Raw genomic sequence first — 24811 nt, forward strand, 5'->3', positions numbered from 1 at the left:
GATGTGCGACAGCTAATTTTTACCTATCTGATTGCAGCGTTGGTACTCAGTATTTTACTTAGCCTTTGGCTCCCAGGTTTAGGGTGGTTGGTGTTGTTAACCGGCGGGCTACTGGGAGTTGCTGTTTACGATGCCCGGCAGCACAAACACTCTTTATTGGTAAATTTTCCTCTGATTGGCAGAATGCGCTGGATCATTGAAGATTTCAGGCCGTTTTTTCAACAATACCTGTTGGAAACCGAAACCAGCGGCCGACCCATTAGCCGGATGTTTCGCTCGATCGTGTATCAGCGTGCTAAAGGCAGTATGGACAGCGTTCCGTTCGGCACTCAAATCGATACTTACAAATCGGGCTATGAATGGATCGGCCATTCATTATCGGCGTTAAGCGCCGAAGATCTGGATGATGATCCACGGGTGATCATTGGCGGACCGGATTGTAAACAGCCCTATGCCGCCAGTATTCTTAATGTTTCTGCTATGAGTTTTGGTGCCCTGAGTAAAAATGCCGTTATGGCACTCAATAAAGGCGCCGCCCTGGGCGGTTTTTACCAAAACACCGGGGAGGGCGGGCTCACTCCTTACCACCTGGAAAACGGTGGTGATATTGTGTGGCAGATCGGTACCGGATATTTTGGTTGTCGTACCAAAGATGGCCGCTTTAATGCGCTGCAATTTGAAGAAAAAGCGAAGCTGCCAGCAGTCAAAATGATAGAAATCAAACTGTCGCAAGGGGCAAAACCTGGCCATGGTGGTATTTTACCCGCTCACAAGAACAGCGAGGAAATTGCCAGCATCCGCGGCGTGACTGCCGGTGAGGATGTGATTTCACCGCCCACCCATAACGCCTTTAACACGCCCATAGAAATGCTCGAATTTATTCAAAAATTGCGTGAGTTATCTGGCGGTAAGCCCATCGGTTTCAAACTGGCGCTGGGCCGTAAAAGTGAATTTCTGGCTATCTGTAAGGCCATGAAGGAAACCGGTATCACGCCGGATTTTATTACTGTGGATGGCGGGGAAGGTGGTACGGGTGCTGCACCGTTGGAGTACTCAAACTCAATTGGTTTTCCACTGAGAGAAGCCCTGGCGTTTGTTGATGATGCTCTGGTGGGATTTGACCTTAGGGATCGTATTAAGATTATCGCCTCAGGCAAAATCATCACCGCTTTTCAGATTGTAAAAAATCTATCTCTGGGAGCAGACCTGTGTAACAGCGCCCGTGGAATGATGTTTGCCATTGGCTGCGTACAATCTCTTTCATGTAACACCAATACCTGCCCAACCGGCGTGGCTACGCAGGATCCTAAGCTTTATAAAGGCCTGGATGTGAATCATAAAAGCCACCGGGTAGCGACGTTCCATAAAAAGACCATCCTGGCGATGGTGGATATTTTATCGTCCACCGGACACAGCAGCACTGAACACTTAAATCGCACCCACATTTTCCGTCGGGTCGATCAGCACACGGTGTTACGTTACGACGAAATATTCCCATTAATCAGTCCGGGCAGTTTTCTGGATGAAGATGATGCCCCCAAAGCTTACCAGCTGCATTTAAAAGAGGCCTGCGCCTCAACATTCAAACCGACCAATACCCTGGCAGAAGTAGACCATGAAACCCAGTCGGTTTAACGACGGCAACGCTAAGTGGCTTTTACAGATAACTTAATTTATTGATAAACATCAAATAGTCATCGTGCAGATGTACTACACTAAGATTAACAAAACAGCCAAACAAGGAGGCTGACAATGAGTGGTTATAATAGCGTTTTAGTAGCAATTGATGTGTTTGCTAACGAGCACAGTAAAGTGGTTGGAAAAGCCCTGGAGCTGGCTGGCTCAGCAGGCAAGATAAATCTGATATATGTGGCCTATCCACAAACTAATTTTGAGCCCTACGGCTTATTTCTGGAACGTGATTTCTCGGAAGAAGTTCGCGAACAGGCACTGAAAAAACTGCAGGGAATTGCTGATGGACACGGTATTCCACGTACCCATCTGCACGTGGCAATTGGCTCTGCCGCCGAAGAAATCCACGAAATGGCGAAAAAGCTCAGTGCCGATTTAATTGTTATGGGCACTCATGGCCAAAGTGGCGTGCAATTGCTGCTTGGCTCCACAGCTAATTCTGTGTTGCACGGCATTGAATGTGATTTGCTGGCCGTAAAAGTCTAAATGCACCCACACAGCCCACTCGGGCTGTGTGGTGGTTTTACTGACCTTCGGTAGATTCGGAATGACCGGCATTAAGTTGCTCGGCATACCTGCCTGCCATGACGTTTTCGGCGCCTTCCTGCTGCAAGTTAAGCGCGGTAATCGGGAAGGGAATCACTATCTGCTCTTCATTAAAACGCTTGTGCAGTGCTTTAATAAACGTCGATTTAACAAAATACCGATTGAAATACTCTTTGGTTCTTAGCATCACCGTAAAGTTAATGCTGGATTTATCAAAGGTGTGATACACCACAAAAGGGTCGTAAGACTCAACGCCCCATTCGTGGTCCAGCAGCACCTGATTGGCCACTTCCAGGGTGACCTTCTCGACAAACTCCAGATCCGAATTATAGTGCACCCCAACCTCTACCGGAACAGAAAGCTCCTTTTCAGGATAGTAGTAATTTATAATTTTCGACTGGGAGACTTTGCTATTTGGCACTATCACAATGTTATTGGGCAGCATTTTAATCCAGGTTGAACGCCAGCCAATTTTATCGACGAAGCCTTGTTCACCGCTTTCCAGTTCAATGAAATCTCCAATGCGAAAAGGCTTGTCGATAAGGATTTGCACACCGGAGAAGAAGTTCTCCAGAGTAGGCTGCAATGCTAAGGCAACCGCTAACGATGTGATCCCCAAAGAGGCAATTAAAGGCGTAACGGATATGCCAAGGGAGCCCAGTACCAGCAGTATGCATAACCCAATCAGTATGGCTCGGATGGCGCCACTGGCGATACTGCGGGTATTGTTCAGTAATGGTGAACGGGAGGCATACACTTTAATAGCGTAGGTTACCCAGCGTTCGATAAACAAAATAAGGGTGATGATGACCATTGCTTTGATGATATGGCCGAGAATTTCGGTATCTTCTTTGGGCAACACCCCGGTAATGGTGACACCATAACGACCCAGCCACAGCAGAATAGTGAGAATAGTAAGGTTGAGGGGGGCGTTAAGTGCGAGAATAAGTACCAGATAAAAATGATTATGTTCGCTGTCCTGTTGCTGCATCTGGGCGCGTAAACGCACCAGAAAAAGGCGTTTTGCGATGAACAGAATCACGATAATGGCCAGGCAAGCGCCGGCAACCATACTTTGCTTTGTTGTCAAAACATCAATAAATTCCATGACTTAAGATTCCCTTAGTCTAATTGCGTTACACTACAGAAAAGCAACCAATAATTATTCTTGCAATCTGTACACCACACATTCATTTTTGCGGCGTAAGTTTGTGTTATAAAGTAGTCCGGCGTAATACGCAGAGTAGTCATGGAGCAGCGATGTTTGTCACCAAAGTTACCGGCATTAAACGGTTATATTATGCAACCTGGTATTCACTGAAAGGGCTGAAAGCGGCTTTTTTGAGTGAACCCGCAGTCCGGCAGGAGCTGGCTTTACTGGTATGTGGCGTGGCACTGAGTTGGTGGCTGGACGTGACTGCAGTAGAGCGGGTATTGATGGTGAGCTGTTTGCTACTGATAATTATTGTTGAGTTACTTAACAGCGCAGTAGAAGCCGTGGTGGATAGAATAGGCCCTGAAATTCATGAGCTCAGCGGCAAGGCCAAAGATATTGGTTCGGCAGCGGTGTTCGTGGCCATTATGCTGGCGCTGTTTTGCTGGGCAACTATCCTGTACCCGTTAATTTTCGATCTTTTTCAAGCGTCGTAGGTCTTTAAACCAAACTGCGCCGCCTACGGCAATAACCATTGCACAGGCTCCGCCAGCCAGGGTAGCTGCTACCGGGCCTACCGCCGCGGCTACCGCACCGGCACGGAAGTCGCCAAGCTGGTTAGAAGAGGCGATAAAAATAGAATTGGCCGCACTCACCCGTCCGCGCAGTTCATCCGGGGTATTTAATTGCACCGCCGCACCGCGGATCACCACACTTATCATATCTGACGCACCATAAACAAATAGCGCAGCGGCAGCCAGCCACATAGTATCAGACAAAGCAAAAGTAATAATGGATAGGGCAAACACGCCCAGTGATACAAACAACGTATTGCCTGTATTGTCAAATTCGGTTTTAAATCGGGAGAGATAAATGCCCATTAATACTGCACCCGCTGCTGGCATAGCGCGCAAAAATCCCAGCCCTTCGGGACCGACTTTCAGAATGTCTGCCGCATACACTGGTAGCAACGCCACCACACTACCCAGTAACACAATAAACAGATCCAGGCTTAAACTGCCCAGGACTATTTGATTGTGTCTGACGAATCGTAAACCGCCAAGAAGGTCTCTTTTCCCTTTGCCGGTGTTAGCAGCCCCCATGGTCGGGATCTGATAAAAGCAGGTAAGGGTAGCAAGGGCAGCGGCCACTAATAACCAGTAGATATGGCGATCTAACAAGGCAATTAAAATCCCGGCTACAAATGGCCCAACTGTTAGCGCGATATTCCAGACGGTACTGGTGATAGCCACAGCCTGGTTTAAGTGATGGGGCGGAACCAGATTAGGTAACGTTGCCTGTAATGCCGGCGACATGAATGCTTTACCACAACCATGTAAGCTAATTAAGGCCAGCAGGTACCATTTATTAAACTCCGGGGTCATCATCAAGAGAGCGAAACCGCTGAGCACGGCGAGCTGCATGGTAGCGCCCGCCAGTAGAATTTTACTGCGGGAAATATGATCAACGGCCCAGCCGGTAATCGGAAAGAGTAAATATACCGGCACAATCTGGAACAACCCCACCAGTGCTAAATCGAAGGGATCACCGGTGCGTTCATACAAATGCCAGGCAAAAGCCACTGCCATGATTGATTCAATGGCACTAAAAATACCGCGTCCAAACAAAAACCAGACAAAGCGAGATGTAAAAACCGAAGATTGCGTCATTATGGGAAATATTGGGGAGCAGGGCGTTGAAGCCATTAATAAAGTAGCGATATGCTAACAGATTCGCTCGACGCTGTGGGCTAACTTAGGTCAGGAATAACAGATTTTAGGTTTAAATTAACCACCCATAGGGAAAAAAGGCGCAACCTAAACGGTGTTAGGTTGCGAAACCGGCCGGGAACAGCCAATGAAACCTTTAATACATTTTGTAGGGCAGGAATTTACCTGACATCACTACGTGAACTCTGTCGCCCTTGGGGTCTTCCTCACGCTGTAAATCCATGGAGAAGTCGATAGCACTCATGATGCCATCACCAAATTCTTCATGGATAAGCTCTTTAAGGGTGGTGCCGTAAACATTAACCAATTCATACCAACGATAGATTAATGGATCGGTTGGGACTTCGGTGGGCAATGAGCCTTTATACGGGGCAATTTGTAACCAGGCAACGGCTTCATCGCTCAGGTCGAGCAGGGCGCCAACACCTTCGGCTTGCTCTTTAGTCATAGCCATCTGGCCTAAACACGCGGCAGTGCTCCATTCTTTTGACTGCCCTACAACTTCGGCGATTTCAGACCATTTAATGCCCTTAGTAATTTTGGCAGACTGAATGATTGCTGTAACCTGGGTACGATCGGTAATCATGGTGATAGCTTCCTGTATTGTGTTAAACATTGTTAAATTTTGGGCACAAAAAAACGCCCATACCGCCTCCAGCAAGCTGGAACAGCATGAGCGTCTTTGCTCAAACACATAGACCGTGTTTATGAATTAATTTGTTCATTAACCCAAAGCATTATCGATGCCATATTAATAAAGCTATAATAAACAAAGGTGTGGCTTTTTTTAGGGGGCGTTAGGCCGCACTAATGAACTATAATGGCGCATTGATACCCTGGTAAAGCACCAGGTTAGCGCGCCAGGGTCAGCTCTAAATGAAGAAAGCCGCAACGAAGCGGCTTTTTAGTTCATGAACAATCTACTGAAAGACCGGCATGTCGCTGGCATCGCCGTAATCTTTTATTTTCGGCAGATTTTTTAAGGTTTCCATATCTTCATCGCTGATGACAAAATCTACGTTCGCATTATTTTTCATATGCTCCGGATTGGTTGACTTAGGCAGTGGCAGCAGGCCAAGTTGTAAATCGTAGCGAATTGCCAGCTGTGGCACCGACACACCATATTTCTCGGCTAACGCTTTGATTTTGTCATTTTTAAACAGTTCGCCATGGCCTACCGGTGAATAGGCCTCAACCAGCATTTCCTGTTTCTGAACGAATTCAATCAGTTCAAAAGGGGTGTTACTGGCGTGTGCCAACACCTGATTAACGACCGGTTTGATCGCACAGTTATCGAGAATGTTCTGAATATCCTGTTGCTGAAAGTTTGATAAGCCGATGGCGCGGAGCTTGCCAGCGCTATAGGCTTCTTCCAGCGCTTTCCAGGCTTCGAGGTTTCCCTCAAAGTAACGATCATCGTCACCAAAGTTTGCCCAGGGTTGCGGGCTATGGATAATCATCATATCGATGTAATCAAGCTGTAGTTTGCTCAGAGACTCATCGATGGCTTTTTTTGCTTCATCGTATGATTTAGCCTCGGCCACCAGCTTGGTAGTGATAAACAATTGATCGCGCGGTATGCCACTTTCTTTGATACCACGGCCGACACCCGCTTCGTTTTCGTACGCCTGCGCTGTATCGATATGGCGATAGCCGGCTTCTATAGCGCTGGCAACGACTTGATTGGCGTCTTTGTCTTCAACCATCCAGGTACCCAGGCCAATCTTGGGAATGAGAACGTTGTTAGCTAATGTGTAATATTCGTTCAACATATATCGTCTCCTTGTTGTCTTATCCAAAATTTAGACGCGCAGTGCGACGTTTGCTGTCACGTATAAACCTATTAAATCAGCGACGTTGTGGTGCTGACTTAACATGTGTACTTACTTATTCCGTTATGACTCTGAATTGGATTTGAAGGATACTCTGAAATCCTTGCCTATTTGTATGAACCAGCAGAATGCTATTAATTTGCTGGTAAGTGTGGGGATTGTTATAACACTTATTACCTGGTTACTGGTGATGTCGGTGATTGCCAGTATGGGACTCGACGTGTCAGCACTGGCCATTTCATTCTGCGTTGCGACTCTGGTTGTCATTCTTGGCGGTAGAAAACTGATGGCAACCTACGTGAGTCAAAAAATACAGCGCCAGTTTGAAGCATTAAACGAAGAATACAGTGAGTTAGAAAAGCATTTTTACCAACAGGCAAATGCTATGGGTTAGTTGCATTGCGCTAACTTCAGCCCTGAAGCTTACTATGCATTACAATCTGGCCGCGTATTCATGCGGCTTTATTCTTTATGGCCTGCAGGTACAGATACCAGTTAATGTTCAATTGCGATGACATCCGGCTTTCCCTGGCTTCCAATAATTTTTGCGCACCATTATAACGGTGAAACAGCTCGCTTAACGTAGTTAGATACGTCTCATAACTGGCCAGTAATGACTGCCTGCGCGAAGGATTTTCGATTTGCGCAATCGCTGCAAATATTAAAGCAGGTTGGCGGCGGGTTTCTAAGTTATACAAAGATAAAAATTCAAACAAACTTCGTTGGCTTGCTGAGCCGCAGGATAGCTGGCGTTCTCGGTAAGCATTAGTGAAATGCCAGGCCCTTAATTTTTCCAGTGTCAGTAATGCTTCACAATGATTGGCCCGGCCGTAAATTTCCTGTAGCGCATGAAAAACCTGTGATCTCGCAGGGGCGGGGTCGTTTATCAGCTGTTCATGCCATTCGCTTAAAGGTTTATCCAGTAATGGGGCTACGCCCATGGCCCGGGCATGAAAATACTGGTGTGCAGGCCGTAAACCGGATGTTAGGTTGTCTTGAAAAATAACGTTTTTGTTGGCCTGAATATAGTCGTAATCGAATTGCCAGATGGTGCGGTAATAATGAAAGATCTCGTTTAGTTCAGAAGTTGTGGCAGGACGCCCAGACCTTTCCAGTTCGTACATAATTGCCGGCGGGTTAGATTTTATGTCTTTTGGAAAAAGCAAATTCAGGGCCAGCCAGGCAATCATTAGTGACATCAGTACGCCCAGGGCCAGGCCAAATTTCACTTTAACCCCATCCTGCTGATCGGTAAGTAAGCAAAGTTTGTCTTTTATTATTGTGTGCATGACTGGCCGCCTTAAATGCGTTGCTTATTTATATAGTTATAAAGTGAACTTAAATTGCCATTTCTCTCATGATTAATAAAGGATTTTTTCTCATAGGCCACCTATAAAGGAGGGGCTGGAGGCTGAAGAGGGAAGCAGTTATACACTGAAATGTTAAATTAATTTACCTTTTAAGTGTGATTTTTGAGCAATCAGTGACAGTATATAAAACAAGTATATTGGCTGGTCTCGTTATTTTACGAGACGCCAGCCAATAAAGGGTTTTGGTCCCTGGCAGTAAAGCACAGTGTCATTAGGGCAGTATGCTGTTCAATCGTAACCATGGTTGTATTATCTGCGGAGGGGAGCATGCTTCTACCTAACTATATTGTCACATCTGCTGTATTACTGGCTGTTAGTGCCTTAATCACATCACCTGTTATGGGCGCAGAAAAGCGCTTTTCATCCTGTACAGAAGAAGGTTGGATCAATAAATCTGATGCCCGTTTTGCTGCGGATTGCGCCAACATGGCTTTTGAGGGCGATTTGGCAGAGCGTCAGAAGATTGCCTGGATGTTTTTCGCCAGAGTGAACCAACAAATAGCCAGCGGTAAACACAAAGGAATGTCCGGTGGTAAAACCGTGCCGCAATGGATGGCGTGGCCTACCGACCCGGATACTTTTGCTACCACTAAACCGTTTGATTTTTCTGGCGCGCCTCGCACTGCGATGATGCCATCAGCGGAGAAGAAGGATCTCAACGTTGGTAATGTATCCACGGCAAATCCCGATGGCGCGAATGAAGAAGTCACCCGTAATCGCATTTCCTACGATTATTTGATTGAAAACCACCTGACAACCCGTGCCGATATTGCTGCCTTTTTCGAGAACAATGATTACGTGAATATGCCGGTTGGCACGGTTGAACTAAAAGCGTCCTGGCTACAGGTAACGCCTGGAAGCCCGGCACCGGAGGGTGCCCTAACGTTTGAATTTGATGCGGGCAAATACTGGTGGCGAGGTCTCCACATCATGGTAAAAATGCGTGTGTTAGAAGACCCTGCGCAAGTGTTTTACAGTGAAGAGCCCAGCTGGTTCTGGTCGACTTTTGAGTTTAATGGTAACCCGGGGATTCGCCACGTCAGAGAGCAATTAATTACGCAGCGAAAATCGCTGAGTAAAAGCGAAATCGAGAATCTGCTCCAGGCGGCCGATCTCACTTCGCCCGAGTACCAGAATTTTGCCCCTAATGGCACCCAAATACGCTTTACCGATAATGCAGATGGCGTGACCCCGGTTATTTTGGGACACACCGATATGGAAGATTTTGCTGGCAAGCCGAATACTGCTCAACCCGCTTACTGGACGTCGTTTGACGCCAGTTGTCACAGTTGCCATGCCACCGCAGCCTATAATCCTGCTACCAGGGCAACATTCCCTTTCTCCTCACCTACCGGTGCACTTGATCCTGCCTATAACGCCGCCGATAGCAATGGGTCAACGGTGTACCTTGGACAGGGGTTTAAGCCGCTTGATTTTATGTGGCCTATTGTATTTCAAACCAAATAATCCTAAGCCGATTGCTCAGAGTCAGGCTGCAATGATTCTGAGATTGTGTTTGGCGGGGCAATTCATGTAGCCACCGATTACTTTTACGTTCACCCGGGGAGAGAAGAATGAACAGTAAAGCACTAGCGGTTTTAAGCTGGATACTGGCCACCACTGCGGTTCATCCTGCCATTGGGGAGTCGACCGCGCCGTTTCGCTATGAAGTGCCGGCAAATATACAGGATTTTGCTGATGATCCAAAAAAGCAGCAGGCGCTTAATCAGCTATGGAATAACAATATGAATGCCTTTAATCTGCAGGCGATTAAAGGCAATCCCTGGACTAACGAACAGGATTCACCGCGCAGTAATTACCTTGATCCCAACGAATACGGGACACCGAGTCAAACGGTTATTCATCCGATAACCTGGACTGCCTTTCCAAACAGAGTTAACTGGTATTTTAGTACCAGCCAGAACAACCCTTACCAAATCCCAACGGATCTGCTTTATCCACTTGCTGATGATGGCCGGCTTGACCCGGATGATCCTGCGCTCATTGCCTGGGTGAGCCGTGAGTCATCACCATCACTCAAAAAAGAACTTTATCGGTTACTGACAAAATACCCCGCGCTGACAAGCGACGATATTAGCAATTTTGCGAAACTTCCGGTGCCATCGGATATTTGCCCGACCGTTAACTGGCAACAACCAGAGGATAAGTGGAAGACCGGAACATCATTCAATAGCTTTGGGCCGCCAGGCCCCCGAGGCTGGAAAGACGAATATAATGAGTGGGTAGTCACGCGCAATGAGCAAGGCAAAATTATTCGCGTGAACTTTACAGCGGAGAACCCTGAGTACTGGTTTAGTCTGTGGCATGTAGACCCAGGAAAGGTACTGCAACTGTATCGTGAACTGGTGAGTGAGAATGTTCGCCTGGAGGACCTTTACCTTAAGGATGCGAAAGGCAAAACCGTTAATGATTATCGTAATAAGCCTTACTACAACCCGTTAAATAAATGGAATTACGGGAATCGGGCCACTTCATCAAGGGGTGGTGCGGCACATCTCACCAGCCCACCGAATACTGTGGGGGCTGAGATATTTTTGGGGGCTGCTGCAACAATAATACGCGATTTAAACCCGGCTGATTACTCACCGCAAGAAAACAATTGTGTATCAGAATATGGCTCTTCATTTCGGAACAGTGATCCGAACATTGGGTTTCAGGCCAATCAGGTTGTCAAACAACTTAACTATCCTATTTCATTAAGTAATCCTATTGCGCTATACATGCAAATGCCTGATTTTTCGAATTACCAACTGCCAGATACAGAAACAGATCCCAACGCTAAAGCCAGGGATTTCTTTAAAATTCTCCGTGGTAAAACGGCCAGCGAGACAGGTCGCAACTATGACCAGATCCTCCACGCCGTCTTTGAAGTTCCCGCAGACAGAGGGTATACCGTGAGTGATATCACCATTAATGGTAAACCTATCTGGTGGGGCTCTCAAATAGCAGAAACCTTTAATCAGGCCCTCGCCGCCACCGCTTATACCAAGCAACCATTAAAAGACTCCACAAGCCATCCCGGTGTCGGCACACCTCAAAAACAACAACCGTGGCCGCAGCCTCTGGTTAAAAATTCGGTGCTTAAAACCATTAACAATACGCCTTCAATTAGTGCCGCTACCATTCCGTTGCTGCCACCGGTGGTTGAAGCCGGCAGTCGGTTAACCGATATGGCGCTCGAAGCGTTGGAGGGAGGCAGCAATCCCACCATCGAATTTACCAATCCCGATGGCACCGTGGCGGCAGACATTAAATTGGAAAATATAACTTACTACACGCCAAGTAATAACCAGGTGCCCGGCAAGCATAAGCTCTACAGTACTATCATTTATGTGTTTGATATTGATATTGGAGAAAATGTCGCGCCAGGCCAATATGGAATTCGGGTGAGTAATTATCCAGACAGTGTCCCTTCACCCGTACCGGCGGCGTTAACCGTTGTAGCCCAACCATAAGGAATCATTATATGAAACGTCTCTTTCCCGTGGTGATGCTAATAATGTGTGGGTTGATTTCGGCATGTGATGAGAACAAACAAGAAAAGTCAGTAAACCAGCCACATTGCCTGATTAACGTAGCGGTTTCATCCACTATCCCTCAGGATACCAAGCTAAGCGATCAGGCATCGTTTAATTGTATGGCGTGGCAACAGTTTATTGCATTGAACTGGTCGGCAGATCTTAATGCCGACGCTAAGACCTTTGGTACACCCGGTGATTACACCCCAAAAGTTTTTGAAACTTATAAGAATATTCATTCATTCTTAGGCGGGGATGGTAGCGATCCCGGTCCTTGGCGTAATCAAACCACCAGTACCGTGGTAAATGGTGAGAAGGTAGCTCACCCCCGGTATCTGAGCAGAACTTCCAAATTTAGTGATGGTTTTGATTCAGGTGATATTGAAGAAGCGGCTCCCAGTCCCAACGCCTGGCTGGCCGATAAACAAGGTAACCTGGTGTGGTATGAAGTGCTAGTTAACCAGGACGAATACGACTATTTCTATCGTAATGGTTTTTATAAAGCGAAGAAGCAAAATGAAGCCGCCAGCCAAGGGATCCATATCAACCTGCCGAAAGGCGAATTGGGCGGCAGAGTAGGGGCTATGGAAATTAAAACGGCCTGGCTGACAGTAGAGGAGCCCGACGATCCAAAATGGCAACGATACAAGCTGGCAAACGGGGTATTTTGTGACGATACCGAGCACTGCAGCAGCAATACTGTGGCGCTGATAGGTATGCATATAATTCATAAAACCGTGTCGCAGCCAAGCTGGATATGGTCCACTTTCGAACATGTTGATAATGCGCCGGACAAAGCCGATATCAATAGTGGAAAAGTACTTAAGAGAGATTACAATTTTTATTCCGAGAGTTGTACAGAGCAGGCAATACCAAGCGCCTGTATAAAGGGAACTGCAAGCCAGGACAAAGCAGTCACCACGACTTGTGAACCCAATACTGCACCAAAATTTGGCCTGAATATCGAGGCAGGCAAGCCCGTTGGGCAATGCTTACCTTATCCCATTCAGGTAGTCAGAGAATATCCAATCCCCAATACAAATGAAAACCCGGTTAGGGATATCAACGACATGGCGCACGCGCTAATAAGACAGGAGAATCCGGATTCGGTGTATCAGAACTATCAGTTAGTTAATGTCATCTGGAACGACTCCACGGTAGATGAAAATAAAGCTAAAGCGTTGCCCGTTGATAGTTTGTCATTAACCGGATTTCGGCCGAATCCCGCGACGTTTCCCGTGGCGAATACTGTACTGGAAACCTATGTACAGTAAACAAGCTGCGTTGAATGCCATGCTCACGCCCACATAGCAACGTTATCAACTTCAAAAACATCAAAAACATCAAACACAACACCGCCCGAGTTTGCTTCTGATTACAGTTTTCTATTTAAGCTGGCAAAATCCAAAGAATCTCAAACCCAACAGGTAAGCCCGGATGAATAACCTTTGCCAAATAACGCAATGTAGATCTTTTATAAAATAATTTCATCCCAGGTTGATACCAATATGATGGCCTATTAATTTACATTACTTTAACAGTGATATTCTTCCTAAGGGAGGCGTATCACGGTGGTAACTGAGTAGGAATATCGGGATGAAATTTTATCCAAAGGTGGTTGGCTTAATAACGGCAGCTATTTGGTTGGCAGGTTGCACCGGAACAGGCAGTACCGAGAACACAGAGTTAGCTTCCAGCTGTCCATTACCGTCGAAATTTGAGTGGGAGGCCAGCTCAGCGCTGGTTTCACCTAATGAAGGGATATTTGGCCTTAAGGATCCGTCGGTGGTTTTTTATGACAATCAGTATCATATTTGGGCCACTATTAATGATGGAAACTGGAAGTCGGTCTACTTTAACTTTACCGATTGGAAGGATGCGACCAAAGCAGTTCAGCAGCCAATGAGCGGCACTAACGTTGGTAATACCGTTGCTCCCCAGGTCTTTTTCTATCGCCCGCACAATAAATGGTACAACTTTACCCAATGGGGCCGGGGTTACTCTACTACCAGTGACATTACCGATATCAATAGCTGGACGCCAAGAAAAGACTTTTTACAGGATGGTCCGCCCGTTGAGACGTAACCGTTCACCAGGGCCCTATTGACAGGCAGCTTTAAAGTCGTTGAGCAGAGGATAGGTGGTTTTATTCAGCGTCGCAGCAAGTATTGCCCGGATCCAATTCATAGGATTCAGCTTTTGCTTTCGGCAGGTTTCTACGATGGTGAGTATACGTTGTCTGAACAGTTCGCCCCGATGTGACCACACGCCATAGCTGCCTTTGCGCCACAGCACATAGCTACGCAATGAGCGTTCTGCTTCATTATTGGTCAGGGGCACGCCTTCGTTTTTGAGGAATACCCAGCACATATCATCGTGTTTTAGCAGCAGCTTACACCGGTTCTGATAGCGGGGAGTGACACAACGCCTTGATGCCAGTTCAAGTTGTTCTCGCCAGGCGATGCGTAGTTTTTCCATTCGGTCCCGGTATCGCTTTTCACTTAGTTCGTTACTCTCATACCGGTGTTGCAGCCGGAACAGTATGCGAATGAGCCTGACTAACGTCGTTCCATAAGTCTTGTTCGTTCCCCAGCTTTCCGCCAGCGCATTCATGTTTCTTAAGATATGCGCCCAGCACAATTGTCGGTGGTCAGTATCAATGTAATGATAACCGGCATACTGGTCGGTAACTACAATGTTTTCTGGATTATCACCCAGTAATTTCTTTGCCGCCCATGCGCCGCGTGAGAAGTGGGTCATGAAGCATGATAACTCTGCTGTGCAGACCTGCCACATCCAGCGGTTTTCGTTACCACGCTGATGACGGGTTTCATCGCAGTGCACCACCGCCTCAGTGCGCATCGTCTCTTTGATATCCTGATACGCTGGCGTCAGTACTGAACTAACCCGGCCCTGCGCTTCAGAAATAGCACCGCGACTGAACGATAAGCCGAAGTTCTGTTCGAGCTGTTGCTGGATTTTACTGATACTCTGGTGAAACTGACCGGACTGCATTGCCACATATGCCAGCAGGTTATTGCCCATCTGCCCTTGATTCACGTTGTCAGGTAGCGTTGCTTTTACCGTTTTGCTGCACTGACAACACTGACCCTGATGTAACTGATGTTCAACCACAGAGAAGGCCTGAGAAGGAATATCAAAAACCTGATGGCGGCGATACGGTGAATCACTGATAGTAATGGCACCACCGCAATCACACGTATCATCGGGATAGTACGTCAGGGTTTCATCAACGCTCTCGGCTAACATCCGCTTGCTACCTTTATGACCGGATTGCGCACCACGCTTACGGCCTGTCGGCTTTTTAGCTGGCGCAGAAGAGGACGCCCCCGGCCCATTAGACGATGGCGGGCGCGACGAGTTACGACTGTTTTGATTCAGTCGGTCTTCGAGGTCATTTAGCCTGTCCCAGAGTGCTTGAATAACCAATTTTGCATCATCTAAGTTATCGACTGCGGGCGGCTTTGATAGCTGTTTTTTACGTGGCATGAAGTCACTTTGACAGACTGGGGGGATCAATCAATAGGATCCAAGAGATCACTGAAAATAAATATATTTAGCTGTCAATAGGGCCCTGGTGAACGGTTACGTTGAGACAGGTAAACCGGAACTCGATTACTGGGTAATTTGTGATGATGTGAATTGCCATTTATTCTTTTCCAGGGATGATGGTGTACTTTATAAGTCGAAAACATCCAGAGAAAACTTCCCGAACTTTGTAGGCTACGAAGTCGTCATGGAAGACCATCGCGGTAACGGTAATAGCTTCTTATTTGAAGCCGCCAATGTATATAAAATTGATGGTACCGGTAAGTACCTGTTATTGGTTGAGGCTTATAATAGTGAGGAGGGGAGTCATGGACCAAGATTTTTCCGCTCATGGACAGCCACTGATTTAGATGGCCCATGGACACCTTTAGCCGATACCGAACAAAACCCCTTTGCGGGTAACGCCAATGTTGACTGGGTTGAAGGCAAGTGGGCAGATGGAATCAGCCACGGCGAAATGATTCGTTCGGGCTATGATGAATATCTAACCATTGACCCGTGTAACTTACAGTTTGTCTTTCAGGGGGATTCTGGCGTATCGCTGAACGGCGGTTATGGCGGTGAACCTTATAAACTGGGCGTGTTGACACTGAAGTAACATAAATATTTTGCTTTGAAAAAATCGGTTAGTTCAATCTACAACTGTAAGCGGTTGAATTGAATTATTAAAATAAAGTAAGGACCATTGAAGTTTTATAATAATACAGGACTCTTAACAGAGTCCTTTTTAAGTAAATCCAATGGTTATTTTCGGGTATAGATATCTTTGAAATACAACATCTCTACAACCCGGTTAGATGCCCCGTTATAGAACCCCGTTTCTAGCTCATCAGTTTTGGGGTTTCTGAATGTGCCAAAAACAATGTCAAAAATAGGTAAATCGCTGTAGTTATAGTGATGAATCCCCTTGCCATGGTGAACTCTGTGACTTTCTGGCCGTTGGATCACATAGCCCAACCAGTAGGGTGTTTTAATATTACTGTGCTGAAATACAGCTAAAAACTGGCTTATAAAAAGGAAGTAGGTTGCTGCTTCTGGTGAGACGCCTACCACAACGACCAAACTTATACTGCCGAGTAGCGTAAATCCAATCATATCCAGCGGGCTAAAATAGAACGCTCCAATCGAATCAACGACTTCAGCACTGTGATGCATTTGGTGGAATATCCGCCATAACCAATTAGATTCATGCATCGCTCTGTGCCAAATATAAATTAATAAGGCTATGTTCGGATTAACTGTTGTTGAATCGAAAAGAGCCTGTTTTCGTTAAGGTTTTCTGGATTATCCATAAACCTGAACCAACCCAGGTAGTGTTCCAAGTATTTTGTGGCTACTCCGTGAAACCGTTTTATCCACGCTTTCAGACGGCTGTGATAGGCGTTAACATTCTGAATATGAAAGACTTTATCTATCACCTTAACACCTCCCGCCACGTCTAAGCGCTTGTGTATTAAATCATTTTTCTCAGAAAGAGCTATGTAGGGCTTATATCCATCACTACATAACACACTGTCTTTCTCTAATTTTCCTGCTAGCTCCTGATGCAGAGTTGCCGATGTAACACTTGGCACAACGGCCTCATACGTATTCTTGGCTCTGTCTCTGACCGTTAAAACGGGCACCCAGTCATCTTTTGAACGCCCTCGTTTTTTCGCTTTCATCCCTCTTTTGCGGGGCTGACGAGTCATCCGTTTTGAGCCTTTCTCTGAGTAGGGAAAAAGTGTTTCGTCAGCCTCGATAATACCTTCTAGTTTGCTCGCCTTCAGTGCTGATGGTAGCGCTAGGAATCGATGCCGCCACCTGAACGATGTTTCAAGGTGGAGACCACATTCTTCGGCACATTTACGCAATGGCTTACTGTCCAGCATACAGCGAATATATTCTAACCAAAGCTCTTTGTACCTCAGTCGAGCTAGCGGTGTCGCCGTTGTCGCTACAAAGGTTTTGCCGCAGTTCTTGCAGCGATAACGCTGCATCTTGTTTACCTTGCCGTGCCGATTGATCAGTGAGCTATGGCAGTGCGGACATTCAGGGTTTTCAACCATCCGCTCCTCAAGCTCTGTTATCAACTGTGAGACGCTATCAGTGCCTTTCAGCAGCTTCTCAACATAACGGGTTTGACTATCTGTTAAGTGTTCTAACTCGGCTATAAGCTTTGTAAATTGTGCTGGGATCATGATCAACCCTCAATAACTGTATCCATATACAGTATAGCAACAATTTAGCAGAACATAGCCATTAATAATTCAAAAATAAACAGGGCGGTAAAAGCGCTAAGCCAAGCGTTGGATTGGGTTAAGTCAAAGAGTTGATAACTTGCCAGATAATTATCCCAAATGAGTGGCAAATAACTGGCCAGGTAAAAATAACTAATTAACGCTATAGTACATTTCAGGTACCAGGCTTTGGGGCGCTGCAATTTTTTGCCAGGGAATAGATGTTCTATTAAAAATAGTCCGCAATACATTGCTAAGAGTCCCAGTGAAATGGGGTCGAGTAATACTTCCAGTGGTGTAGGCATGAGCGCTCCGGATATAGATAGCTAAATTGTTTTAAAATTATGCCTGGCAGAAAATATTCATCATGAACAAGAGCACACGATTGAATAATATTTAGATAACGATTATCTAAATGTGAAAATATTGGTGTGTGACTATAATCCGGCGCGACATAATGGCTAATAGAAGGACTTGACCTCGTTATGATTTATCAGCTGGGTAATATTCAGATTGATACAACACAATTTAAAGTAATGGCCGACGGCAGGCCAGGGCAAGATCGTGAACATTTCTTAACCAGTTGATGGGGAACTAAACGATCAGTTTGACGATCCGGTTTAGGCGTGATCTTATACTCTCTTTTCGGGGAGCTAAGCCATGTATATCGAAGCCTTCACCACACACTTTGGTGAATTATCTGACACTCGTCAATCAGCAAAAGTGACCTATCCGCTTGAGGATATTTTGTTTATCACCTTGTGTGGTGTCGTCGCTGGAGCCGAAGGCTGGAGCGAGATCCGCGATTATGCCGACGGCCACATTGACTGGTTTCAAAAGCATGGTTATCTGCGCGATGGTGTCCCCGTTGATGACACCATAGCCCGTACCGTTTCGCGTATCGACCCAGAGCAGTTCAGAGCCTGCTTTATCAACTGGATGCAGGCGATGCATGAAAGCACCGAAGGACAACTGATTGCGATTGACGGTAAAACGCTGCGAAGCTCCTACCAGCGCGGTGACCGCCAATCCACGATACATATGGTGAATGCGTTCGCTTGCGCCAATAAAGTGGTGCTTGGCCAGGTTAAGACGTCAGAAAAATCGAACGAAATTACGGCGATTCCTGACCTTATTCAGTTACTTGATGTCCAGGGTACCTTAGTATCAATTGACGCTATGGGCTGTCAGACTAGCATTGCAGAACAAATAGTCGAGCAAGGCGGTAATTACCTGTTCACGCTCAAAAGCAATCAAGGCAAGCTCTGTAAAGCGGTGGAAGATGCATTTGATGAGATACGCAAAGCGCCTCTCGGTGGCTTAACGTTCGAGCAAAAACGAGGACGCATAGACGCCCGCACCTACCATGTACTAAGCGCTGATGACGTGAGCAATGCGTTTCCACAATGGCCAGAGCTAAAGACGCTTGGCATGAGCATGAGCTTCCGCCAACAAGAAGGTAAAGCGCCGGAACTGACGTATCGCTATCATATTAGTTCAGCATCTTTGAGTGAAAAGCAACTCGCCGAAGCTGTGCGTTCTCACTGGGCTGTAGAGAACAGCTTGCATTGGGTTCTGGACGTTAGCATGCGTGAAGACGACTGCCAAATCCACCAGAACCACGGTGCCGAAAACTGGTCGATGCTACGCCACGTGGCTTTAAACATGTTGCGAGCTGAATCATCAAAAGGCAGCATACCCGCTAAGCAAAAACGGGCTTGGATGAAAGCGAGTTACCTGGAAGCTGTATTAACAGCGGGATTCAGCGGCATGGTTAATTAATGAGCCTTCATGCGGTTGCCCTGGACGGCAGGCCTATTCCTGTTGAGCCGAAAGTATTTGATTTGATTATTTATCTGATAACCCATCGCGATGTAGTTATAACCAGGGATGAGCTGTTTTCCCAAATTTGGAAAGGCAGGGCGGTTTCAGACACAACCCTGAGTAATCACATAAAATCAGCGCGAAAGGTACTGGGCGATGACGGTGATCTGCAAAAAGTAATTAAAACCGTAAGAGGAAGAGGCTATCAATTTGTTGGCGATGTAGTAGAACATTCAGCGGTAACGAAAGATTCGAAACCTATTGATCAACAATCAATATCCAACGCAGCAAAACGCACTCCAATCTTGTTACGGGCGCCTGGTTACCTAGTTTATGCAATTGTCACCTTATTTCTAATTGGACTGATCGGGATCGCATCACTAAAACTCACTAAACAACCGGCGCCGCATATACTGGTAATGCCCTTTGAAATTTCCAGTATGGAAGAGGGGAATTGGCAACCTTTTGCCGACCAGATGACCCGCGAGGTAATTCGCAAACTAAGCCGGATTTCCTCCTTAAAAGTAGTCCCGGCCACGTCGGCTTTCTCATTTAATCAACAAACAAATAATGACAGTCTTGAAGATAACCTGCCTCAAGTAAATTTAGTATTGTCGGCGGTTGTGAATGTGTCATGGGATAGCAAAATACGTATCACTACAGAGTTATCGGAGATTGAAAAGCATAAAATTATTTGGAATAAAGCTTATGAAACTACTATCGACAATACCAATTTTTTTTCCGTCCAGGAAGATATTGCTCGCTCCGTAACCAACTCTTTGAAGCTCATATTAGGGCAGGCTGAACAACATGCACTGGCAAGCTTCCCTACCGCTAATTTAGCCGCATATGAGCTCTACGTAAATGGCCAGTATGAAGCGAGCAAGCTAAACCATGATGCTTTACTTCATGCAATATCTCTATTTGATCAAGCTATAGAACTGGATCCTGACTTTGCGTTAGCCTATTTAGCAAAAGCCGATGCGTATCGGAATGTCATGGCGTATTTTGAAAGGCCTGTGGAGGTATTACCTGAAGTCGCCACAGCTGTGAACGCCGCGCTTAGTCATCAGGGTGATTCCGCCGAAGCGTTATCCTCTCTTGGTTTAGCCTATGCTTTTGCATGGCGTTGGGAAGATGCGATACGAACACTCTCTGCCGCCAAGGCACTCAATCCAAGGTTGGCGCAAACGGAATTGGGTTTGGCAATTTATTATAGCGGTATTGGTGATACAAAAAATGTTCTTAACTCAATCACCCTTGCTGATAAATTGGATCCATTGAACGTTGAAATCGCAGATTGGGGACACTGGCTGCTGGCCATGGTAGGTGAACTGGAAGCCGCGAAGCACTGGAGTCAGGAGAAAACAACACTGCATCCGAAAGTAGGGATGATCTTCAGCGGCGCGAGTATGTCTGCGTCACTAAGAAAGGAACATTCAGAAGCGATCAGGCTGGCAAAGCAGGGGATCCTGCTCGACCCTGAATCGCCATACTCATATTTAGCACTAGCTCAGGCATATGGTTATGCAGGACAACAGGAAAAGATTTTAGATTTACTAAAGGCTATGTTCGGATTAACTGTTGTTGAATCGAAAAGAGCCTGTTTCCGTTAAGGTTTTCTGGGTTATCCATAAACCTGAACCAACCAAGGTAATGTTCTAGGTATTTTGTGGCTACTCCGTGAAACCGTTTTATCCACGCTTTCAGACGACTGTGATAGGCGTTAACATTTTGAATATGAAAGACTTTATCTATCACCTTAACACCTCCCGCCACGTCTAAGCGCTTGTGTATTAAATCATTTTTCTCAGAAAGAGCTATGTAGGGCTTATATCCATCACTACATAACACACTGTCTTTCTCTAATTTTCCTGCTAGCTCCTGATGCAGAGTTGCCGATGTAACACTTGGCACAACGGCCTCATATGTATTCTTGGCTCTGTCTCTGACCGTTAAAACGGGCACCCAGTCATCTTTTGAACGCCCTCGTTTTTTCGCTTTCATCCCTCTTTTGCGGGGCTGACGAGTCATCCGTTTTGAGCCTTTCTCTGAGTAGGGAAAAAGTGTTTCGTCAGCCTCGATAATACCTTCTAGTTTGCTCGCCTTCAGTGCTGATGGTAGCGCCAAGAATCGATGCCGCCACCTGAACGATGTTTCAAGGTGGAGACCACATTCTTCGGCACATTTACGCAATGGCTTACTGTCCAGCATACAGCGAATATATTCTAACCACAGCTCTTTGTATCTTAGTCGAGCTAGCGGTGTCGCCGTTGTCGCTACAAAGGTTTTGCCGCAGTTCTTGCAGCGATAACGCTGCATCTTGTTTACCTTGCCGTGCCGATTGATCAGTGAGCTATGACAGTGCGGGCACTCAGGGTTTTCAACCATCCGCTCCTCAAGCTCTGTTATCAACTGTGAGACGCTATCAGTGCCTTTCAGCAGCTTCTCAACATAACGGGTTTGGCTATCTGTTAAGTGTTCTAACTCGGCTATAAGCTTTCTAAATTGTGCTGGGAGCATAATCAACCCTCAATAACTGTATCCATATACAGTATAGCAACAATTTAGCAGAACATAGCCTTACTAAAACAGGCTGATCAATTTGACAGTTATGTTTGTCCTTACGAAAAGGCAATTAATTATATTTTACTGAATGACATAGACCAGGCTTTTGCTAATTTGCAGGACGCCATCGAAGCACGCTCAAATTGCCTTGTATTTACCCGACAAGATCCCCGCTTAGCACCCATAAAAGAAGATCCAAGATATCTGATATTGTTGAAGCGTATCGGTTTAGATGATCAATCTATAGTGCGCTATTCAAAATAAAAAACAAGCTTAGGCTTTAAAGCGATAAATCAACTGCAATGCGATTTTATGAAGTGAAGGGCCAATGAGACTCGGCCCTGAACCATTAAAATCATTAAGCAAAATCGAGTAAATCGGTACCAAAAAAGTTATCGATAATACAGCGCCATTCACCATGTGGCTGACGCTGCATTACGTACAAAGCTCGCTTTCCCTCGCAGGGTGTTGCCAGTGGCGTAGCCTTAGGTACGAGATATAACTTGCTAATTACCAAGGCAATATCACCAGCCTCGATAACAATTTCATCTCCAGAGGTAACCAAATGCGATGGCATATACTTTTTCTGAAACGCCTGCAGTGCGGTAATGCTATCGTGTTGTTGCTGGCCTAATGGGGTAGCAACGATTTTGGCATCGTCACTGTAACAATTTGAAATAGCTTGCAGATCACCGTTATTTAGGCTGAACTACCGTTTAGGTCACTGAAATTCGATATTTTAACGTAAGTACCTGTTTTTTATATATAAGTCATTTAGTTTTAAAGTTTTCACTTAACGTTACCGCGACAGATATCGCTGAATAAAATGTCATTAAAACTACAAAACCTTTGGGCCTATCATCATAAATTTTATAATAGAAAACCTCTGGATTTGCTCCAAAACTTTTTGTCTCGCTTAAGAACGATGTTACACGCTCAATAGTATCGTCAGTTATTCTATTTACTTCATCAGAATTTATAGAGCTCAAATCACGTAATTCTTTGCTCATAACAAGCGTGGCGCCTTCCCACTTACTTTGAGTGTGATGGTAATACAATCCACATGCTATGTGCGATAACACGCTGTCAAAACGTCTTAGGTCGATTGAATACGCTGCAGTGTGTTCTACTTTTCCATCGGGATGTTTCAGCATTACACGTTGATAGTTATCTAAAAAGTTCGAATATGTGTCAGGTCGACGATCAATTGCTCGCATGATCTTGGTATTAAACACTGAGGGATCCCCACGAATTTAGCATGTAATCTTGCTCATGCAAGCTTCAGCGGTGAGTTCATCAAGCCAGCGGATCGTCTTTTTCCACTGATGCAGGGTAAATCGCATTGAGGTGTTAAAAGCTCTCAAGCCAAGAAAGTGAAAGGATAGTACGGATTTTGTTTCGGTATTTGCCTGAAAGCGTCGATGCTTGTTACTGACAACTAATAGCATGCCCAACAGTACAGCCACTAACGAAGCCAGTGTGGTAAGCAAGACCAGAACAGTAATGCGTGTCTTGGTTGTGCTGCGATTATTTTCATACCCCAGACCAAAGCGCGTGCTTTTCATATCCCGAAAGCCTTCTTCTATTTGCATGCGCTGGCGATAAATATCGATGACTTGTTTAGATAAGTGACGATGGTAGGGCAATGACGTCGCCAGTAGCCACGGATCTCTTGCGCCATCAGCATATTTCAATGAATTGGTATCCCGTTGGCGCGAGCCATTGGCATTAAACGCTCGTCGACCTTTCGCTTTCTCTTTAACCAACACCAAGGTACAGGCAAAAGGTCGTGACTTGACGATAAGCGCGTTATCAAATCGCTTGGGCCGTGTTGTAGCCTTTAGATAAAGCTCAGCGATAGATTGCCATTCATTACCGCCATCCAGCGAATATAAATGTGGCTTTCGCACACGTCCGACAATATGCCATCTCAATGCCTGCACTTCACGAAACCACGGCGATTTGTAGCCCGCATCAGTGACAATAATGGGCTGGCAGGTATCCGGTAAGAGCGTGTGCAATATCTCTAAAAAGTCTCTATGTGTAGTCGCTTTTGCACTGGCTTTTCTATCATGCACTTCCTGATAAAGGGTAATAGGCCGCCCTTTAACGACAATTGCGGCGCGAAGTAAAAAGTGCTTTTTGCACTTATCCAAATCTGACCAGTCAACGGCAATGACAGGATGTTTACAGGTACAAAATAACCGGCAAATCATTGCATAGATAAACGGTACTTCACGCTGGAGGTGACCATTAGATAACAGCCGGTCAGCCCGCTTAATACGGTGTTTCTCATAGGCATTGGAACGGATACCGCGCCCCATACTGGTCACAGTGGCCGAACCGCTCTCAATCAAGCTTCGCACACAGGCGACAACGGCCTGTTTGCGGGTTTTATGCATTTTATGGCTGACAAAAGAGACAAGATTGTTCAATATAGAGCGTGCATTCATGGTGTTTTCTGTGTTGGTTTTTTTTGGCGAAAGATCTGATCACCAAATGCCATGAATGTTCCCTAACTCTTTGACTTTATTTTACTATTCGTGGGGATAGCTCAGTATTAAACAGCTGCTCTTTTATGTCATTTCCATGAAAGCACGTAGACAGACAAAACACTAAATACTCATCGTCTTTACTCTTACTATTATTGTGTTCCTCGCAAGATGGTACCGTAATTAATTCTTTGCGTAGACTGAGCTCCCTAAGCACATCTTTTTGTTTTGGAAACAATGCTTTCGGAGGAATATGCTCTGTCGTTGTCGCTAAGG

The 24811-nt window shown here is 45.8% G+C and carries 25 protein-coding genes; 12 read left to right on the forward strand and 13 right to left on the reverse strand.

Annotated features, from left to right (window positions below; translation table 11 throughout):
• Window positions 1-3: 3 nt before the first annotated feature.
• The gene (locus AC566Q_RS12010) at window positions 4-1635 is read left to right on the forward strand and encodes an FMN-binding glutamate synthase family protein (protein WP_296051989.1); all 1632 of its coding nucleotides are present in this window, start codon (window positions 4-6) and stop codon (window positions 1633-1635) included.
• A 117-nt stretch (window positions 1636-1752) separates the two neighbouring features.
• Complete coding sequence (locus tag AC566Q_RS12015; RefSeq protein WP_296051992.1) at window positions 1753-2178, forward strand: universal stress protein; 426 nt, start codon at window positions 1753-1755, stop codon at window positions 2176-2178.
• Between the two features lie 37 nt (window positions 2179-2215).
• On the opposite strand, the gene AC566Q_RS12020 is transcribed toward AC566Q_RS12015, so the two are convergent.
• Entirely contained in the window at window positions 2216-3346 is a 1131-nt protein-coding gene (locus tag AC566Q_RS12020; RefSeq protein ID WP_499616996.1) for a mechanosensitive ion channel family protein, read from the reverse strand.
• Window positions 3347-3498: 152 nt separating this feature from the next.
• On the opposite strand from AC566Q_RS12020, the gene AC566Q_RS12025 reads away from it, so the two are divergent.
• Entirely contained in the window at window positions 3499-3888 is a 390-nt protein-coding gene (locus AC566Q_RS12025; protein WP_499616999.1) for a diacylglycerol kinase, read from the forward strand.
• On the opposite strand, the gene AC566Q_RS12030 is transcribed toward AC566Q_RS12025, so the two are convergent.
• From AC566Q_RS12030 to AC566Q_RS12040, 3 genes are all read right to left on the reverse strand, one after another.
• Window positions 3859-5061 (reverse strand): MFS transporter, encoded by a 1203-nt coding sequence (locus tag AC566Q_RS12030; RefSeq protein WP_499617002.1) that lies wholly within the window; start codon window positions 5059-5061, stop codon window positions 3859-3861. The genes AC566Q_RS12025 and AC566Q_RS12030 overlap by 30 nt on opposite strands.
• Before the next feature lie 196 nt (window positions 5062-5257).
• Complete coding sequence (cynS, locus tag AC566Q_RS12035; RefSeq protein WP_296052010.1) at window positions 5258-5707, reverse strand: cyanase; 450 nt, start codon at window positions 5705-5707, stop codon at window positions 5258-5260.
• A gap of 334 nt (window positions 5708-6041) precedes the next feature.
• On the reverse strand, window positions 6042-6893 hold the full coding sequence (locus AC566Q_RS12040) for an aldo/keto reductase (protein WP_499617005.1): 852 nt from the start codon (window positions 6891-6893) through the stop codon (window positions 6042-6044).
• 142 nt (window positions 6894-7035) lie between these two features.
• Here AC566Q_RS12040 and AC566Q_RS12045 point away from each other — a divergent pair, with 142 nt between their 5' ends.
• Window positions 7036-7347, forward strand: a complete 312-nt coding sequence (locus tag AC566Q_RS12045; RefSeq protein WP_499617006.1) for a hypothetical protein — start codon at window positions 7036-7038, stop codon at window positions 7345-7347.
• Window positions 7348-7405: 58 nt separating this feature from the next.
• Here AC566Q_RS12045 and AC566Q_RS12050 read toward each other — a convergent pair whose 3' ends face one another.
• Entirely contained in the window at window positions 7406-8242 is an 837-nt protein-coding gene (locus AC566Q_RS12050) for a hypothetical protein (protein WP_499617009.1), read from the reverse strand.
• Window positions 8243-8590: 348 nt separating this feature from the next.
• Between AC566Q_RS12050 and AC566Q_RS12055 the strand changes: the two genes are divergently transcribed.
• The 4 genes from AC566Q_RS12055 to AC566Q_RS12070 all read left to right on the forward strand — a co-directional run bounded on the left by AC566Q_RS12055 (window position 8591) and on the right by AC566Q_RS12070 (window position 13947).
• The gene (locus AC566Q_RS12055; RefSeq protein ID WP_296052140.1) at window positions 8591-9790 is read left to right on the forward strand and encodes a hypothetical protein; all 1200 of its coding nucleotides are present in this window, start codon (window positions 8591-8593) and stop codon (window positions 9788-9790) included.
• 107 nt (window positions 9791-9897) lie between these two features.
• Window positions 9898-11799, forward strand: a complete 1902-nt coding sequence (locus AC566Q_RS12060) for a DUF8225 domain-containing protein (protein WP_499617012.1) — start codon at window positions 9898-9900, stop codon at window positions 11797-11799.
• Between the two features lie 11 nt (window positions 11800-11810).
• Window positions 11811-13136, forward strand: coding sequence for a hypothetical protein (locus AC566Q_RS12065; RefSeq protein ID WP_499617015.1), 1326 nt, complete (start codon window positions 11811-11813; stop codon window positions 13134-13136).
• A gap of 322 nt (window positions 13137-13458) precedes the next feature.
• A complete protein-coding gene (locus AC566Q_RS12070; RefSeq protein WP_499617017.1) occupies window positions 13459-13947 on the forward strand; it encodes a non-reducing end alpha-L-arabinofuranosidase family hydrolase in 489 nt (162 codons plus the stop codon).
• A 15-nt stretch (window positions 13948-13962) separates the two neighbouring features.
• Here AC566Q_RS12070 and tnpC read toward each other — a convergent pair whose 3' ends face one another.
• Window positions 13963-15372, reverse strand: a complete 1410-nt coding sequence (gene tnpC, locus AC566Q_RS12075; protein WP_499617020.1) for an IS66 family transposase — start codon at window positions 15370-15372, stop codon at window positions 13963-13965.
• Between the two features lie 88 nt (window positions 15373-15460).
• Between tnpC and AC566Q_RS12080 the strand changes: the two genes are divergently transcribed.
• Entirely contained in the window at window positions 15461-16030 is a 570-nt protein-coding gene (locus tag AC566Q_RS12080) for a non-reducing end alpha-L-arabinofuranosidase family hydrolase (RefSeq protein ID WP_499617023.1), read from the forward strand.
• 146 nt (window positions 16031-16176) lie between these two features.
• Here AC566Q_RS12080 and AC566Q_RS12085 read toward each other — a convergent pair whose 3' ends face one another.
• The 3 genes from AC566Q_RS12085 to AC566Q_RS12095 are packed head-to-tail and all read right to left on the reverse strand — an operon-like array spanning window position 16177 to window position 17956.
• Entirely contained in the window at window positions 16177-16626 is a 450-nt protein-coding gene (locus tag AC566Q_RS12085; protein WP_499617026.1) for a sterol desaturase family protein, read from the reverse strand.
• A gap of 29 nt (window positions 16627-16655) precedes the next feature.
• A complete protein-coding gene (locus tag AC566Q_RS12090; protein WP_499608922.1) occupies window positions 16656-17612 on the reverse strand; it encodes an IS1595-like element ISAma5 family transposase in 957 nt (318 codons plus the stop codon).
• 44 nt (window positions 17613-17656) lie between these two features.
• Window positions 17657-17956, reverse strand: coding sequence for a hypothetical protein (locus AC566Q_RS12095; RefSeq protein ID WP_499617029.1), 300 nt, complete (start codon window positions 17954-17956; stop codon window positions 17657-17659).
• A 355-nt stretch (window positions 17957-18311) separates the two neighbouring features.
• Here AC566Q_RS12095 and AC566Q_RS12100 point away from each other — a divergent pair, with 355 nt between their 5' ends.
• Both AC566Q_RS12100 and AC566Q_RS12105 read left to right on the forward strand, forming a co-directional pair.
• Complete coding sequence (locus AC566Q_RS12100) at window positions 18312-19433, forward strand: ISAs1 family transposase (RefSeq protein ID WP_499617032.1); 1122 nt, start codon at window positions 18312-18314, stop codon at window positions 19431-19433.
• Window positions 19433-21091, forward strand: a complete 1659-nt coding sequence (locus AC566Q_RS12105; protein WP_499617034.1) for a winged helix-turn-helix domain-containing protein — start codon at window positions 19433-19435, stop codon at window positions 21089-21091. Before AC566Q_RS12100 ends, AC566Q_RS12105 begins: the two co-directional genes overlap by 1 nt.
• On the opposite strand, the gene AC566Q_RS12110 is transcribed toward AC566Q_RS12105, so the two are convergent.
• Window positions 21042-21998, reverse strand: coding sequence for an IS1595-like element ISAma5 family transposase (locus AC566Q_RS12110; protein ID WP_499608136.1), 957 nt, complete (start codon window positions 21996-21998; stop codon window positions 21042-21044). The two genes, AC566Q_RS12105 and AC566Q_RS12110, sit on opposite strands and share 50 nt — an antisense overlap.
• Window positions 21999-22112: 114 nt before the next feature.
• On the opposite strand from AC566Q_RS12110, the gene AC566Q_RS12115 reads away from it, so the two are divergent.
• Window positions 22113-22307 (forward strand): TPR end-of-group domain-containing protein, encoded by a 195-nt coding sequence (locus tag AC566Q_RS12115; protein WP_499617491.1) that lies wholly within the window; start codon window positions 22113-22115, stop codon window positions 22305-22307.
• 94 nt (window positions 22308-22401) lie between these two features.
• On the opposite strand, the gene AC566Q_RS12120 is transcribed toward AC566Q_RS12115, so the two are convergent.
• From AC566Q_RS12120 to AC566Q_RS12130, 3 genes are all read right to left on the reverse strand, one after another.
• The gene (locus AC566Q_RS12120) at window positions 22402-22620 is read right to left on the reverse strand and encodes a Cif family virulence factor (RefSeq protein ID WP_499617036.1); all 219 of its coding nucleotides are present in this window, start codon (window positions 22618-22620) and stop codon (window positions 22402-22404) included.
• A gap of 193 nt (window positions 22621-22813) precedes the next feature.
• A complete protein-coding gene (locus AC566Q_RS12125; RefSeq protein WP_499617039.1) occupies window positions 22814-23278 on the reverse strand; it encodes a hypothetical protein in 465 nt (154 codons plus the stop codon).
• An 18-nt stretch (window positions 23279-23296) separates the two neighbouring features.
• Window positions 23297-24496 carry an IS4 family transposase gene (locus tag AC566Q_RS12130; RefSeq protein ID WP_100970741.1) on the reverse strand — a complete coding sequence of 400 codons (1200 nt, stop codon included), beginning with the start codon at window positions 24494-24496 and terminating at the stop codon, window positions 23297-23299.
• Window positions 24497-24811 lie beyond the last annotated feature (315 nt).

The sequence above is a fragment of the Alteromonas sp. H02 genome (assembly GCF_059682525.1).

Excerpts from the sequence above, each read along its gene's own strand:
- AC566Q_RS12085 (WP_499617026.1), bottom strand. The coding sequence starts at position 16,626 with ATGCATGAATCTAATTGGTTATGGCGGATATTCCACCAAATGCATCAC.
- AC566Q_RS12030 (WP_499617002.1), bottom strand. The coding sequence starts at position 5,061 with ATGACGCAATCTTCGGTTTTTACATCTCGCTTTGTCTGGTTTTTGTTT.
- AC566Q_RS12070 (WP_499617017.1), top strand. The coding sequence starts at position 13,459 with ATGAAATTTTATCCAAAGGTGGTTGGCTTAATAACGGCAGCTATTTGG.
- AC566Q_RS12055 (WP_296052140.1), top strand. The coding sequence starts at position 8,591 with ATGCTTCTACCTAACTATATTGTCACATCTGCTGTATTACTGGCTGTT.
- cynS (WP_296052010.1), bottom strand. The coding sequence starts at position 5,707 with ATGATTACCGATCGTACCCAGGTTACAGCAATCATTCAGTCTGCCAAA.
- AC566Q_RS12015 (WP_296051992.1), top strand. The coding sequence starts at position 1,753 with ATGAGTGGTTATAATAGCGTTTTAGTAGCAATTGATGTGTTTGCTAAC.
- AC566Q_RS12110 (WP_499608136.1), bottom strand. The coding sequence starts at position 21,998 with ATGCTCCCAGCACAATTTAGAAAGCTTATAGCCGAGTTAGAACACTTA.
- AC566Q_RS12040 (WP_499617005.1), bottom strand. The coding sequence starts at position 6,893 with ATGTTGAACGAATATTACACATTAGCTAACAACGTTCTCATTCCCAAG.
- AC566Q_RS12130 (WP_100970741.1), bottom strand. The coding sequence starts at position 24,496 with ATGAATGCACGCTCTATATTGAACAATCTTGTCTCTTTTGTCAGCCAT.
- AC566Q_RS12050 (WP_499617009.1), bottom strand. The coding sequence starts at position 8,242 with ATGCACACAATAATAAAAGACAAACTTTGCTTACTTACCGATCAGCAG.
- AC566Q_RS12020 (WP_499616996.1), bottom strand. The coding sequence starts at position 3,346 with ATGGAATTTATTGATGTTTTGACAACAAAGCAAAGTATGGTTGCCGGC.
- AC566Q_RS12120 (WP_499617036.1), bottom strand. The coding sequence starts at position 22,620 with ATGCCATCGCATTTGGTTACCTCTGGAGATGAAATTGTTATCGAGGCT.
- AC566Q_RS12100 (WP_499617032.1), top strand. The coding sequence starts at position 18,312 with ATGTATATCGAAGCCTTCACCACACACTTTGGTGAATTATCTGACACT.
- AC566Q_RS12065 (WP_499617015.1), top strand. The coding sequence starts at position 11,811 with ATGAAACGTCTCTTTCCCGTGGTGATGCTAATAATGTGTGGGTTGATT.
- AC566Q_RS12025 (WP_499616999.1), top strand. The coding sequence starts at position 3,499 with ATGTTTGTCACCAAAGTTACCGGCATTAAACGGTTATATTATGCAACC.
- AC566Q_RS12105 (WP_499617034.1), top strand. The coding sequence starts at position 19,433 with ATGAGCCTTCATGCGGTTGCCCTGGACGGCAGGCCTATTCCTGTTGAG.
- AC566Q_RS12090 (WP_499608922.1), bottom strand. The coding sequence starts at position 17,612 with ATGATCCCAGCACAATTTACAAAGCTTATAGCCGAGTTAGAACACTTA.
- AC566Q_RS12095 (WP_499617029.1), bottom strand. The coding sequence starts at position 17,956 with ATGCCTACACCACTGGAAGTATTACTCGACCCCATTTCACTGGGACTC.
- tnpC (WP_499617020.1), bottom strand. The coding sequence starts at position 15,372 with ATGCCACGTAAAAAACAGCTATCAAAGCCGCCCGCAGTCGATAACTTA.
- AC566Q_RS12060 (WP_499617012.1), top strand. The coding sequence starts at position 9,898 with ATGAACAGTAAAGCACTAGCGGTTTTAAGCTGGATACTGGCCACCACT.